The organism is Paraperibacillus esterisolvens (assembly GCF_046237625.1).
Lineage (GTDB): Bacteria > Bacillota > Bacilli > Bacillales > DSM-1321 > Paraperibacillus > Paraperibacillus esterisolvens.
In genome coordinates, this window is record NZ_CP143545.1 from 2,808,880 (window position 1) to 2,823,446 (window position 14,567).

At 46.7% G+C, this 14,567-nt stretch carries 13 protein-coding genes; 3 read left to right on the forward strand and 10 right to left on the reverse strand.

Annotated features, from left to right (window positions below):
* Window positions 1-50: 50 nt before the first annotated feature.
* Complete coding sequence (locus tag V1501_RS14205) at window positions 51-881, reverse strand: protein phosphatase 2C domain-containing protein (protein ID WP_409289108.1); 831 nt, start codon at window positions 879-881, stop codon at window positions 51-53.
* Window positions 882-1,042: 161 nt separating this feature from the next.
* Between V1501_RS14205 and V1501_RS14210 the strand changes: the two genes are divergently transcribed.
* Window positions 1,043-1,210 carry a hypothetical protein gene (locus V1501_RS14210; RefSeq protein WP_409289109.1) on the forward strand — a complete coding sequence of 56 codons (168 nt, stop codon included), beginning with the start codon at window positions 1,043-1,045 and terminating at the stop codon, window positions 1,208-1,210.
* 296 nt (window positions 1,211-1,506) lie between these two features.
* Here the strand turns inward: V1501_RS14210 and V1501_RS14215 are convergent, their stop codons facing one another.
* Together V1501_RS14215 and V1501_RS14220 are read right to left on the reverse strand one after the other, a co-directional pair.
* A complete protein-coding gene (locus V1501_RS14215; protein WP_409289111.1) occupies window positions 1,507-2,301 on the reverse strand; it encodes an SDR family NAD(P)-dependent oxidoreductase in 795 nt (264 codons plus the stop codon).
* Entirely contained in the window at window positions 2,298-3,272 is a 975-nt protein-coding gene (locus V1501_RS14220; protein WP_409289113.1) for an MBL fold metallo-hydrolase, read from the reverse strand. Before V1501_RS14220 ends, V1501_RS14215 begins: the two co-directional genes overlap by 4 nt.
* A gap of 492 nt (window positions 3,273-3,764) precedes the next feature.
* Between V1501_RS14220 and proC the strand changes: the two genes are divergently transcribed.
* Complete coding sequence (gene proC, locus V1501_RS14225; RefSeq protein WP_409289115.1) at window positions 3,765-4,613, forward strand: pyrroline-5-carboxylate reductase; 849 nt, start codon at window positions 3,765-3,767, stop codon at window positions 4,611-4,613.
* 346 nt (window positions 4,614-4,959) lie between these two features.
* Here proC and V1501_RS14230 read toward each other — a convergent pair whose 3' ends face one another.
* On the reverse strand, window positions 4,960-5,514 hold the full coding sequence (locus V1501_RS14230; protein ID WP_409289116.1) for a histidine phosphatase family protein: 555 nt from the start codon (window positions 5,512-5,514) through the stop codon (window positions 4,960-4,962).
* Window positions 5,511-6,455, reverse strand: coding sequence for a ribonuclease Z (gene rnz / locus V1501_RS14235; protein ID WP_409289118.1), 945 nt, complete (start codon window positions 6,453-6,455; stop codon window positions 5,511-5,513). The genes V1501_RS14230 and rnz overlap by 4 nt, the downstream gene beginning before the upstream one ends.
* A gap of 235 nt (window positions 6,456-6,690) precedes the next feature.
* On the opposite strand from rnz, the gene zwf reads away from it, so the two are divergent.
* Window positions 6,691-8,163: a glucose-6-phosphate dehydrogenase gene (gene zwf, locus V1501_RS14240; protein WP_409293373.1), complete on the forward strand. Its 1,473-nt coding sequence runs from the start codon at window positions 6,691-6,693 to the stop codon at window positions 8,161-8,163.
* A gap of 119 nt (window positions 8,164-8,282) precedes the next feature.
* On the opposite strand, the gene V1501_RS14245 is transcribed toward zwf, so the two are convergent.
* The 5 genes from V1501_RS14245 to V1501_RS14265 form a co-directional block, all read right to left on the reverse strand.
* Window positions 8,283-8,459, reverse strand: a complete 177-nt coding sequence (locus V1501_RS14245) for a hypothetical protein (protein WP_409289120.1) — start codon at window positions 8,457-8,459, stop codon at window positions 8,283-8,285.
* Between the two features lie 532 nt (window positions 8,460-8,991).
* Window positions 8,992-10,428: a 4-hydroxyphenylacetate 3-monooxygenase, oxygenase component gene (gene hpaB / locus V1501_RS14250; RefSeq protein ID WP_409289122.1), complete on the reverse strand. Its 1,437-nt coding sequence runs from the start codon at window positions 10,426-10,428 to the stop codon at window positions 8,992-8,994.
* 237 nt (window positions 10,429-10,665) lie between these two features.
* Window positions 10,666-11,475, reverse strand: coding sequence for a YitT family protein (locus V1501_RS14255; protein WP_409289123.1), 810 nt, complete (start codon window positions 11,473-11,475; stop codon window positions 10,666-10,668).
* Between the two features lie 280 nt (window positions 11,476-11,755).
* Entirely contained in the window at window positions 11,756-13,165 is a 1,410-nt protein-coding gene (gene gndA, locus V1501_RS14260) for an NADP-dependent phosphogluconate dehydrogenase (RefSeq protein ID WP_409289125.1), read from the reverse strand.
* A gap of 150 nt (window positions 13,166-13,315) precedes the next feature.
* Entirely contained in the window at window positions 13,316-14,560 is a 1,245-nt protein-coding gene (locus V1501_RS14265; protein WP_409289126.1) for a DNA polymerase IV, read from the reverse strand.
* Window positions 14,561-14,567 lie beyond the last annotated feature (7 nt).

The window sequence follows — 14,567 nt, forward strand, 5'->3', positions numbered from 1 at the left end:
GCAGATAAGGGATGATTTTTTATTACAAAAAAATAAAAAAGTCCGCATAATCATACGGACTTTTCTTTAAACTGGTCACTGGCATAGGAGGCATCCTGGGTAATCTCCACTACCCATGAAATGACCGTAGCGCTGTCGGTGCCCCGGTGGTGATGGACCGTCTGAAGCAGATCCTGCACGCCTTTTTCAATTTCCCCGAGAGTGAACGCAGAACGGATGGACGGAGGATCAGGGAAAGGATTGCCCGGACATTCAAGCAGCCCGTCGGTTGTGAGCAGAATGTGATTTTTCCCTTTGCGCAGCTCCTTCCTCCCTGTCGAATAGCAGGGTACTTCAAGCTCAAAGGTGTTGACGAAGCCCACCCATTCATAAAAGCTTCGGCTCGTGAGCTGAAACTGTCCGAAAGCGGCAAGCTCATCGTGAAAAAGATACAAGGTATTATCACCAATGGACAGCCACCAGATGTACTTGCCCTTCCTGGCTGTGAGCAGGCAGCTCGTCTCTCCCTGAACTCCTTTACAGCTTTCCAGGAAACCCGGATCTTGAAAGATTGATAAGATTACGGATTCCAGAGCTGAAAAGGAAGTCTTGAGGGGCTGTGAAAGAGCTTTAAGAATGCGTTCCCTGCCGCTTGTGACGGCGCTCAGCACTAGCTCCACGCTCCTTGAAGAATTGTGGCCGTCGAGGATAGCAGCAAACTCCCAATCCTGATCCGGATCCTTCCAGGCAAGGGCGCCGTCTTCATTCTTCCTGCCGCCTGCATCTGAGCATCCTCCATATCTCCCTATTATCATTCCTTCATACGCTTGAGCTGAAGGCTCGTCCAAAAAATGCCGGGAGCTCCCCGACCAGCTGAAGGAAAATGCTTGAGTGTCTGACATCGGCTTACCCTCCTTATGTTAAAGAATGCTGTGACAAATAGTTTTTTAAGCGGCTGCTTACCTCTAAGCCCGTCCTTATCTGACATGGGTGCACCGGGCCAGCGCAGGACATCACGAGGTCCCCAGAATTCTTTCAGAGTGCCGGGATAACAGGGAACAATATGCATATGCAAATGGGCGACTGCATTGCCCGAAACCTGGGCAAATACATCAAGCCCCTTCACTCTTTCAACGCACGGCTGATCCTGGACATCGCGATTCCGAAGGCAGCCGATTCCTTCCGTCATATCACCAAGAGACGGAGCATGACGTTTAAGGTCCAGTCATGATATAGCCGCTGTATGTAATAACCTGCCCATATCAATATGCGGCGCAGCCACAAACTCATCTTAATAGATAATTCCGCCGGGAATCTCATATTCCCCTCTGTATTTATTGCAGATAAAACAGTCCCCCATGCCATTTCCCCCTTTTTGTATTTCACACATTATAAGATACCTGGAATTGAATTGGAAGATATTTCTTAATAGTACAGGCAGTTAAAAGGAGTAATAAAGTAAGCGGATTCATTACTTTGAAACATGTTTGAATAACACGCAAAAAAAATCCCCCTTCACAAGGGGGATCATTTTTTAAAGATAAATTTCCTGCCCACACGTTCAAAGGTGCGCGGGAAAAGAGAAAAAAAGACACTGCCGAGATTCATCCAGCCCGGGAGATTGATTTCCCGTTTGTTTGTCATCATGGCGTCCACTACCTTACCGGCTACGAATTCAGGCTGCAGCATGAAGCGCTGGACATTTTTCACATAGGTGCCAGACTCATCTGCTATATTGAAAAAATTGGTGGCAATGGGACCTGGATTGACGCTTGTGACATGGATGTGATCGTCGGCAAGCTCCATCCGCAGGCTGTTTGTATAACCGAGTACTGCGTGCTTGGTGGCGGAATAGATGCTCGATTTTGGGGAAGCAATCTTCCCGGCCTGTGAAGCTATATTGATGATATGACCGGATTTCCTCGCCTTCATATGTGGAAGCACCATCTTCGTACAGGCTGCGAGGCCGAGGACATTCACTTCAAACATGGCCCTTGCTTCTTCCAGGTCCACATCATGCGCATCCTTAAAGACACCGAACCCTGCATTATTGACCAGTATATCAATCCGGCCCGTACTGTCGAGTATCTGTGAAAACACTTTTTCAACAGAGGCTATGTCCGCTATATCCAGTTGATACACATATGTACCCACCCCATATCGGGCTTTTATCTCCCCGCTCAGCGCTTCAAGCTTATCAAGGCTCCTTGCCGCCAGGATAACGTTCGCACCGCGTTCAGCCGCCTTCAAGGCGATTTCTCTGCCGATTCCGCCCGAGGCACCTGTGATGACTATATTTTTACCTCTTAATTCAGCTGTCATCCTCTCGCCCTCCCTGTTTTATAGATAATGCCCGAGTCCGTTTCTTCTTCATGAATCTCACCGGCAGCAAGCAGATAATCCAGCTGTCCGACTGTCTCTGACAGCGTCAGTCCCGGCTCCTTCAGGAAAACCTTCGGGAACAGCAGGGTACAGATTTCGAAAGCTGTGGAAGCTTTCGAAGCTATCATGCTTTTCACAGTCATGGCCCGGTCATGCTGGCGGTCAAGATTTCGTTTAATCAATGCAGCTGTGTCGCTGATATTTTCCCCATGCCCGGGATATACATGGGAGATGGGCATTTCGCTTAATTCTTTAATGGATTGATTATATTGAAGAAGAGACTTCGGCCTTTCTCCCCCTTTTTCTTTTGGAGGTTCGATCAGCGGGTTAGGAGAAATCCTGGCAAGCAGGTGGTCGCCTCCTATCATGTATCCATTCTGTTCATGATAGAGTGAAATATGGCTTTGTGCATGTCCCAGGGTTTCCACCACCGTCCAGCCGGGGTGGCCCGGAAGCTCGCTTCCATCCTTAAGGAAGCCTGTAAGCGGCCTGTTGGAAGCAAATTTGAGCGAGCCGCGCAGATATTTTATAAACCCGATATATTCAACCGGGACACCCAATTCTCTGGCAAGCCCCAGGAAAAATTCATCATGCTCCCGGATAAAGTCATCCTGGAGCAGAAGCCAGCGCTGGTTGGCCTCATGGCCGAGGTAAGGCACATGAGCAGGCAGGAATCCAGCTCCCCCGGCATGGTCTGGATGATGATGGGTGATAATCACCTGTTCAATATCACTGAGCTGAAAGCCCTCTGACAAGAGGCCCTGCTGCAGGGCATGTTTAGATTCATTCGTATTAGTCCCGGTATCCACCAATGTCAGGACATCGCCTTTAAGCAGGTAGGCATGGACGTCCCCGACGGCGAATGGGGTGGGAAGAGGTATTTTAACAATGGTATTGACGGCATGAGACATAAAAAAGGTCCCCTTTTAAAATTATATTTAAATAACGACAGTTTATTTTTTCTCAGAAATAAAAAAGTTAACAACATCAGTTTAACTTTAAAGAGATACGATGTCATTATATTCCTATAACGTAAATAAACTTTTTCACTATTTAAATAATTTGGCTGTTGACAGAGGGCCTCTCCCTCATGCATAATCACATTTAATATCAATACGTACTTGCGATGAATGAGGCCAGTAAATGATTCAGGGCAAAAGAGAGTAAAGCCGGGAACCGCTGAGAGGCTTTACTGCCTGCTGATCGTTGAAACCTACCTTATGAGCATCAGGAAAACCTGACGCATGATCCAGCGTTATCCGGATCTTCGAGTGCATCTGGATATTGGATTCAGATGAACAAAGGTGGTACCACGGAAGATAAACCTTTCGTCCTTTATTTTAGGATGAGGGGTTTTTTTGTTTTAGGAATCGAAACACTACTGAACAAAAGGAGGATTTATTATGAAGAAGCTTGCATTTATCGGCGGGGGCTCCATGGCAGAAGCCATTATTTCAGGAATAACAGCGAAGGGCATATTAAATCCTCCGCAAATCAGCGTGTTGAATAAAAGCGACCAGGAACGGCTCTCTTTCCTGCACGATAAGTATGGGATCAACGCAGTATATACGATGGAGGAGCTTCTGATGGGAGCGGATGCGGCAGTGCTTGCCGTCAAGCCAAAGGATGTGATTGCCGCCCTGGGCGCCGCAAAGCCCTATATTCAGGAAGACCAGCTGATCATATCGGTTGCAGCGGGAGTTTCAATGGAAAGCATTGAAAGGATCCTTGGACGTGAAGCCTCCATTATCCGGGCTATGCCAAACACTTCGGCAGCCATAGGAAAATCCGCCACTGCCCTTGCCGTTAACGAAAGAGCGGACAGCAGGCAGGCAGATGAAGCACACAAAGTTTTCAGCACGATCGGCATTGTTTCACAGGTGGAAGAGTCACAGCTCGATGCCGTCACAGGGCTTTCCGGCAGTGGTCCGGCTTATATCTATTATCTGGCGGAGGCGATGATGAAATCGGCCCGTGAAATCGGGCTTCAGGATGCCACAGCCAAAGAACTGACCATCCAGACTTTAGTCGGGGCTGCCCAGATGCTTCAATACTCATCCAAAACACCAGAATGCCTCCGCCAGGAAGTAACCAGCCCGGGAGGCACAACAGAAGCCGGAATCAGGGTCCTCGATCAGCTTGGGGTCCATGATGCCGTCATTCAATGCATAAAGGAAGCTTCCAGGCAGTCAACCGAGCTTGGAAAGAACCTGAGTGAAGAAATTCAGAGACATCCGGGCGGGGCTGACTAGCAATATATGGTTCTAATTCAGAAAGGGCCGAGCTTTGAGACGAAAATGTCCTAAACGAAATAGAACCAAAACCGGCCGAAATTTGAGATGAAAATGTCCTAAATGACTAACTAGAACCAAAATCGGATGAGATTCGAGATGAAAATGTTCTAAACGAACAATTAGAACTAAAAACGGATGAGTTTCAAGATGAAATTGTTCTAAATAGATGTTATAACCAAAAACAGACGGAATTTGAGATCCAAAATGTCCTAAATGACTAATTAAGGCCAACATCGGCCAAAATCCCAGCAGTAATGGTCCTAAAATGAACAATTAGAACCAAAGACGGCAGAGATTCGAAAGATCATTCCTGAATATCCTGCCAGATCCTTTCGATGGCGGCGGATTCGCTTGTTACATTGATTTCAAAGACATCCGGATTGGTCATTCTCATCAGCTCGTCATAGCCAAAACGTCTGTCAAAATAATGGAGCATCAGGGTGCTTAAATTCCCGTGGCTCACAAGGGCGATCGGTTTATCCCCGGCCATTATGAGTTCATTGAGCAGTGATTCTGCCCTGAGCAGCGCCGCGCTGTTAGATTCGCCTCCTTCATGGACTGAATTCATGTCCTGAAAGCTGTGCTTCAGCAGCTCCTTCCAATTATCATGCCTGGCGGAGCTTAGGACCCGCTCTGCCAGGCGGTTGTCCTGCTCAATTGGCAGGCCCCTGTGGAGTGCAAGAGGCCTTATAGTCTCTACTGCCCTGATAAAAGGACTGGAGATGATTCGTTCCAGTTCCCGGCCCTCAAAAAACGGGATAAGCTTCTCTGCCTGATTCCTGCCCTCGCTGGTAAGAGGCGCCGCGAACGGCTGTCCCTCTGCCTTGGCATGGCGGATTAGGTATATTTTTTTGCTCATTCGGTATCTCCTTTCTCATCATGCAATGGAATTTTAATCATCATTAAATCTTCAGCTATCACGGTCTGCTCAAATACCTCCCGTGCTTCTGCCAATAGATCTTTCATATCGCCATCTGTATAGCGCGAGCTGATATGAGTCAGGATCAAATGGGCAGCACCGGCCTCTTTCGCAGTTTCCGCTGCCTGTACGGTTGTGCTGTGCCAGTAATCAAAGGCCATCTTTCCCTCATCCCCGGCAAAAGTCGCTTCATGAACTAAATAATCCGCACCTTCCGCAAGAACCACTGAATTATCACACACACGGGTGTCGCCCAGTATCGTGACCACCCTTCCCTTTTGGGGGCTGCCTAAATAATGCGTTCCATGTACGACCCGCCCGTCTTCAAGTTCCACAGTTTTCCCCTGCTTTAAAAGGCTGTAGACCGGACCTGGCAGTATGCCGTCTGCTTCAAGCCTGTCCGCCTGAAGCACCCCGGGTCGGTCCCTCTCGACGATGCGGAATCCGTAAGCAGGCAGTGCATGTGCCAGCAGTTTTGCCTCCACGGTAAACTGTTCATCCTCAAAAATGATTCCTTCCTCAATTTCAATAACCTTTAGAGGATATTTCAGGTGTGTTTCGCTAATTCTAAGACTTGTATGTATATATTCCGAAATGCCTTTTGGGCCATAGACAGTGAGTTGACTGATCCCTCCCTGGAACGACCTGCTTCCCAGGAGGCCGGGAAGCCCGAATATATGATCTCCGTGGAGATGGGTTATAAAGATTTTTTCAATTTTCCGAGGTTTTACTGGTGTTCGCAGAATTTGATGCTGAGTCGCTTCCCCGCAGTCAAACAGCCAGACTGCACCCCGTTCTTCAAGCAGCTGAAAGGCAATGCTCGTCACATTTCTATTTTTTGCAGGAACGCCGGCTCCTGTGCCTAAGAAAACAAAATCCATGACCGGTACCCCTTTTCGTTTGATATTCTTTCTTTATTTTACTTTATATAAGGCATCAAGGAAAACTCCTGAATAAAGCAAAGAAAGCGTTTGAATGAAAAGTATCTAAAAAAGAAAGCTGTTATATTTGATTAAAGGAACCACAATAATTAAAATTGTAATGGAGATTTAAACAAGGCTAACAAAAAGTGAGGGTCCTATTGTGACAGAAAAAAATACACCAACCGCATTAATCATGATATTCGGTGCTACTGGAGACTTGGCACACCGCAAGCTCTATCCGTCCTTATACCGTTTATATAAAAAAGGGAGGCTTACCGAGAAGTTTGCAGTCCTGGGGGTTGCACGCCGTTCGCTGACGCTTGGGGACTTCCAGGATTCAGTCAAAACGTCCATCTCTGCTTCCATAGGCGAGCATGACGGACTGGATGAATTTGCCTCCCACTTCTATTACCATTCTCATGATGTAACTGATTCCAGCTCTTACATACAGCTGAAAGATCTGGCCAATAATCTGGATGCGCATTACAGCCTGGAAGGAAACCGCCTGTTCTACCTGGCAATGGCACCGGAATTCTTCGGCACCATTGCCGATCATCTGAAGTCAGACGGCCTTACTGATACAGCTGGATATAAGAGGCTCGTGATTGAAAAGCCGTTCGGCCATGATTACAAATCTGCTGAAGAGCTGAACAACCGTTTAAGGAGAGCATTTTCCGAGGAAGAGATCTACCGTATCGACCACTATCTCGGAAAAGCGATGGTACAAAATATCCAAGTCATCCGCTTTGCCAACGCGTTATTTGAACCGCTTTGGAATAACCGCTATATTTCCAATATCCAGGTTACCTCAAGCGAAACGCTGGGCGTGGAAGAAAGAGGCCGTTACTACGAAAACAGCGGAGCTTTAAGGGACATGGTCCAGAACCATATGCTCCAGATGGTAGCACTTCTTGCCATGGAGCCGCCGATCAAATTAAATACAGAGGAAATCCGGAGCGAAAAGGTGCGTGCCCTTCGGTCCCTCCGTCCTATGAACAACGAAGAAGTTGGCCAAAATTTTGTCCGCGGACAATATGGCGAGGGTGCAATGAATGGAAGCCAGGTGCCTGGATACCGCGAGGAGCCGATGGTCGACCCTGCATCCAATACTGAAACCTATGTGGCCGGGAAGCTGATGTTTGATAACTTCCGCTGGGCAGGTGTACCTTTTTACATCCGCACTGGGAAAAGGCTCAGCAAGAAATCCACTAAAATCGTTGTCCAATTTAAGGACATCCCGATGAATCTTTATTACAACACAGATGAAGCACTCCTGCCTAACCTTCTGGTCATTCATATTCAGCCGGAAGAAGGAATCACGCTTCACCTCAATGCCAAAAAAGTGGGCGCCGGCATGAAAACGACCCCGGTCAAGCTCAATTCAGCCAGCAAGATTGAAGATAAAATGAACACGCCGGAGGCATACGAAAAACTTCTGTATGACAGCATGAGAGGCGATGCCACCAATTTCACTCATTGGGATGAAGTAGCCCTTTCCTGGAAGTTCGTCGATGCTATCTCTGCAGTCTGGGAAAACACCGAGGAAGGTTCTTTCCCTAACTACGCAGCTGGCACAGAAGGTCCTCAGGCAGCCGATGACATGCTTGAGAAAGACGGCTTCTACTGGTGGCCGGTAGAAAACTTGGATATCAACGATTGCAACTGATTTTAAGAGCCAGGCAGATGCCTGGCTTATTTACATGCAACAAGAATGTCCGGCCCGGCATATCAAAAAGATCCGGCCATTAATCCGGATCTCAGTATGGCTGCTTTAAGAATTGGATACTATAGCGCCCTGGAATTATGATGTCCGTCCTCTTCAAAGTTTTCTGCATAATTCTTTTCGTCGGGAGTTATCTGATTCAGAATTTGGTCGTCCTTATTAAGCCAGCGTCCTACGCCGGTTTCGATTGCGAAGATTAACACTATCAGCACGACGGCTGCCGTAAAAAAAGCTGCCATGTTATCTCCTCCTTCTATAACTATATATGCTTTACATACCACTATATTTCGACCTTAAAAACACTTTTCATAACTATTTTTTCAGCACCAGCCCTTCTTATGCATTACAGGAAGAGCATGCATCATCACTCAGGCTGCGGCATATCAGAAAAGGACCCTTCTTTATATTGCAAGAATTGTCGAAATAATTTCAGGCTTAATGGTTGCGAACGGATGTTCCTCATGTTAATATGTAATCAAAGAACAAGACGAATCGAGTCCAACGATTCACTCTTCATATATACGGATCAAATCTTTGCCGCAGGTTGTATCGCTGAGCCCTCCGTGGTTGTATCAGTGAGCCTCGCAGGCCCTCTGACCCGGATTTTCATTTGGACAGGCATCTGCCGCTGACGTACCTGTATGCCGCAATTTTGCCAGCCTCTGGATCAGGCCTGAACTACAGATATATGACCAGGCCCTTATTATTTAAGACTACGGAACAACCTATAAAGAGTATGATAGTCCACCCCTGAGGTGGACTATTATTGTTTCAGCTGTCAAGCATTTCTTTCACCATCTGCATGGCATCATCTCTTGGATAGCTGTTATATATCCCCGTTTTGATTCTTTCCGGATCCCCAAAAAAGAAGCGTTCGTATAATGTCTGCCTTCCTCCATAGGCACTTGTACTTATATCCCATGCAAGCCTGAAGATCTGGTTTTTCGTCTCGGCATCACAGGAGGATCCTTGAGCATAAAGCAATAAGTCTTCCTGGATAGGTGATTGAAAGTCTGATTCTGTAGGAATGGAAATGATCCCTCCTGCACCGAGGAGCTGAATGATCTCAATCAGTCTCGGATACAGCTTTGGAAACATGGTAATGGCTGCATATAACGAATTGCCGCTTGGAATCATGACGCCCCTTTCATCTTTTCTCGCCTCAAGTTCAGACGTAAACAGCAAGGCCCGCATGACTTCAAAACCCGTTATCATTTCACAGACTTTGTCTTTGACATGGTGATAATCACCTATATCGATGGCATTGACCATCAGCTGGGCGGCCCCAAGGAGAAATTGCGTTTTAATGACCTGCCTTGACACAATCTGATGCAGGAGGAATGGATAAAATTTTGAAGCCTCATACATAGAAATCAGCACGCTATAATTTTTGTGTAAGAAGACTCTCTCCCAGGGAACCAGGACATTATTAAAGACCACGGTTGCATCCATTTCCTCAAATCTCGCTCCAAGGGGGTGGTCCCATTTGGATGGCCGGTATGCAAATGATTCCCGGCACAGGAACTTCAGACCTGGTGTGCTGCTCGGAATGGAGAAAGCATAAATGAATGGCTCTTCTATGAAGCTTCCGCCTACTGGCAGCAGCAGAATCTCGTCTGTTAATCCCCCCTGTGTTGCCATTACCCTTGCTCCCTTGATGATAAGGCCCTCATTAGTAGTTTTGACCACACGGGCTGATATCGGTTCCTCCGACTGCTCACAATATCCAACAGACCGGTTCATCTGGGGACTCAAGAAGGTGTGGGCAAATGTAAGGTCGTTTTCTCTCGCATGTTCGTATATCCCTTTTAAGCGCCGCCCGAAATGGTTGTCGTCCTCAAATTCTTCCCATGCAGCTGCCAGGGCCATTAAGCCCGTGTTCATATAATCCGGAGACCTTCCCATCATTCCGCCGGAGGTTTTTGCCCATTCCTGGGTAGTCAGCCTTCTTTTTTCCAAATCCTCTTTGGATCTTGGAATCAAATAGGAGGTACCCACTCTTTCCCCTGTCAGGGGAGATGTAAAAGTCATGAAGTCTTTCTTCGAGTCTTCCAGCTGCAGGTCATATAATCTCGCTTTACTGTTGAGTATTCCTTTGAAAGCCTGATGCTCTGTGATACATCCTGTAATTTTCTTCCCTTCAAGCCAAATTTCGGCCTTAAGGTCCTTTATTCTTTTTAGATATGCTGAACCATTGATTGCCGGCATACATCCCCCTCCTCTCATGATCAGGGCTGCCTCATTCATCAGGCACCGCCCCGGAGTGATTGTGCTTATATGCATAACCTATTCAGCAGGTGCTTCTCAAGCCACCTTATGAACCAGATTAATATCATCCTGCATTTTTCCAGGGGGGGCATAAACTGATGCACGGTTTTTAAGAAAGGCCGACAGGCAGCGAAAAATAAAAAACCTCCGCCTGAAATGGCGGAGGCTGCAAAGCATCTATCCTCTATGAAAGGACCCCAGTACTTCTTTTGTTTCCGTTACATTGACAAATGCCTGCGGATCTATTTCGCTGATCAGCTGCTTGACCTCTGTCAGCTGATATCTTGTGATGACCGTCATGAGTATTTTTTTCTCCAATCCGGAATAGGCACCTTCTCCGTCCATCAAAGTTACACCGCGGTATAAATTTTTGAGCAGCTGTTCCTTTAATTCGGTTCCTTTAGAGGTCACGATGGTCAGTGTCAGTTTGATATGGTTCGTATGGATGGCGTCAATGACTTTGCCGGTTACATAGATGCCGACCAGAGTATTCAAAGCAGCGTCCCAATTAAAGATAAAACCTGAGGCAATGACTACAATTCCATTCATGGCCGAAATAAGAGCTCCTAATGGAAAGTCCCTTTTTTTAGTGAGGAGCATCGCAATTATATCAAAGCCTCCTGAAGATCCTGAGGCACGGAAGATAATTCCGATGCCGATTCCTGTCAGCAGCCCGCCGAACACAGACGAAAGAATAGGTTCGGATGAAACCTCATACACAGGAATAATATATAAACTTACCGTAAGGGCGACAACGGACAGAATGGTGTAGCTGATAAATTGTCTGCCAAGCTTCATGATGCCCAGTATCAGCAGTGGAAGATTGAGGAGAAAGTTCATGATTCCGGTACCAAGCGGTGTAAGGATACCAAGCATTATGGCGATCCCGGCGATTCCGCTGCTTAGAATCTCATGAGGGATGAGGAAAAAATTATAGGCAAACCCGATTATAAATGATCCTAAAATAATTTGTAAGATTCGTGACATTTCTACCTCCTGCATCTACTGAGAGTGTTAAGTTTTATTATAGTAGAGAATTAAAGAATTCATTAAATAAAAGTATTTTCTGAAAATGATTGGCGAACAATCCAATAACAGTATTTAGAGGGCTTATATACCTCATAATATACCCCTCAGAATTTATAACAGAACTCCTAAAGGAACAAACAATTGAAAGCAGCATAAAAAAAGAAAGAACTGCCCCCACTTTATGGAATCAGCTCTTTCTGACCTTGATTGCTCGACTATCTCAATCCCTTTTAACCGATCATTCCATCCACTCGGTATGGAAGGTTCCTTCTTTATCTATTCTTTCATAGGTATGTGCACCGAAATAGTCTCGCTGAGCCTGGATCAGGTTCGCTGGAAGTGTTTCGGTGCGGTAGCTGTCAAAGTAAGCCAGAGCAGCGGAGAAACATGGCACCGGTATTCCTTTGGCGACCGCTGTACCGATGACCTCGCGGAGTGCTGACTGATAGGACTCGGCGATTTCCTTGAAATAGGAATCCAGCAATAAGTTATTCAAGGCCGGCTCACGGTCATATGCTTCCTTGATCTTCTGCAGGAATTGTGCCCGGATGATGCAGCCGCCCCTGAAAATCATGGCGATGTCCCCGTAGCGGAGATCCCAGCCATATTCAGTGGAAGCAGATTTCATCTGTGCGAACCCCTGTGCATAAGAACAGATTTTACTCATATACAGCGCCTTTCGGATAGACTCGATGAAGCCCTCCCTGTCTCCGCTGAATTCAGTGTCAGCTGGACCCTTGAGTACCTTGCTCGCTTGTATCCGCTCGTCCTTGAGCGCTGAAATGAAGCGGGCAAATACCGATTCAGTAATGATTGGAAGCGGTACGCCAAGATCCAGCGCACTCTGGCTTGTCCATTTCCCGGTACCCTTCTGTCCGGCCTTGTCAAGAATAACATCAACAAGCGGCTTTCCTGTTTCATCATCATATTTTTTAAAGACATCAGCCGTTATTTCAATCAGGTAGCTGTCAAGCTCCCCCTTATTCCACTCGGCAAATACTTTATGCAGCTCATCGGCGGATAAGCCCAGAATATTTTTCAAGAGGAAATAGGATTCTGCAATCAGCTGCATATCTCCATATTCAATGCCGTTATGCACCATCTTGACGTAATGACCTGCTCCGTTTGGCCCGATATATGTACAGCAAGGCTCCCCATCTACCTTGGCGGATATTTCCTTCAGGATCGGCTCGACTAAATCATAGGCTTCCTTCTGGCCGCCGGGCATGATGGACGGCCCTTTTAAAGCTCCCTCTTCTCCGCCTGAAACCCCGGTCCCGATAAAATTAATTCCAAGTCCGCTTAATTCCTGATTTCTCCGCTGCGTGTCGACAAAGAACGTATTTCCCCCATCGATCAATATATCGCCCTTATCCAGGAGTGGCTTTAACTGTTCAATCGTTGCATCCGTAGCAGCCCCTGCCTTGACCATTAACAAGATTTTACGTGGAGACTCGAGAGACTGTACGAATTCTTCAATGGTATAAGACGGAACCAGGTTTTTACCTTCCGCTTCCTTCATCACATCATCCGTTTTTTCTCTGGAACGATTGAAAATAGAGACGCTGTATCCCCGGCTTTCGATGTTGAAAGCAAGGTTTTTCCCCATTACGGCCATCCCGATCACACCGATTTGCTGCTTTGACATGTTACAACACTCCTTTTTATAAAAATTCATCATATCTTCAAGTGTTTAGGTGCAGGGCAAGAAACCAATTATGCGGTACCTTTCTTTAACACTCACTCTTATTTTACACATATCTGTCCTCCTCAAACATGACGGGTGCCATTATAGATATCAGTCGAAAATATCCTTGCCAAAACTCGTTTCAGATGAAGCTCCCCTGGCAGGGGCACTGCGGTCCGATCCCCTTTGAACCGCCTCTTTCCCCCACTTCTGCCGAATTTTTTCAAGTGCAGATATCAAAGGTTCTTTTTTTGCATCCTGATGGTAGGAGAACAAATCGAGCTGCTTGTATGCTTCTTCCTTTTCTACCACATCGAAGGCGCTGACTCCTAAAAGCCGCACAGCATCCCCATTCCAATGCTGCTTGAATAGTGCTTTTGCCCTTTCGGCTATTTCTTCCTTTTGGGTGACTGGATTGGAAAGTTTTTTGCTGCGTGTTATCGTTTTTCGATTCTTATAGCGGATGGTAATCCCGATTTTCTGACCGGCGAGGTTCTTTCTTTTTAATCTGGCGGCCACTTTCTCTGAAAGCTGATTCAATACGGCGACCAATTCTTTTTCATTTGTTTCATCATAGGGGAGTGTTGTCGAGTTACCGACACTCTTATGCTCATAGATGGATTCAGGGTCAACCGGACGGTTGTCCTCTCCATTAGCCTTACTCTTAAGCTTCAGGCCGTTAATTCCAAGGATATGCCTCAGCTGAACATCATTGGCTGCAGCGAGATCTCCGATTGTATGGACACTTATATTCCCAAGTTTCTGGGCAGTCTTCTCGCCGATTCCATGCATTTCGCCGGCCTTAAGAGGCCAGAGGATTTGTGGAACGTCCCTTTTTCGGAGGACAGTGATTCCCATTGGCTTCTTCATATCCGAGGCAGTCTTGGCTAGGAACTTATTCGGGGCTATACCAATGCTGCAGGGCAAATCCAGCGTTTCGAGGATCCGCTGCTGGATATTATGCGCGATTTCAAGCGGCGAACCCAGCTCACTGCATTCCGTGATATCCAAATAACCTTCATCTATAGAGACCGGCTCAACCAGTTCAGTATACTGCCTCAGCAAATCGAATATAGCGATGGAGGCTGTACGATACTTATCAAAATCAGGGCTCTTCACAATAAGCTGGGGGCAGAGTTTTTTTGCTTCCCACAGCGGCATCGTCGTCTTGACGCCAAACTTCCTAGCCTCATAGCTGCAGGTTACAATTATTCCTCTGCGTTCCTCGACATTCCCTGCAATGGCTAGCGGCTTTCCTTTCAAACCCGCATCATATGCCATCTCAACAGACGCATAGAAGCTGTTCATATCCACATGGAGAATGACTCTCCCCTTTTTCGGGTACATTTCCCTCATTGTTTCT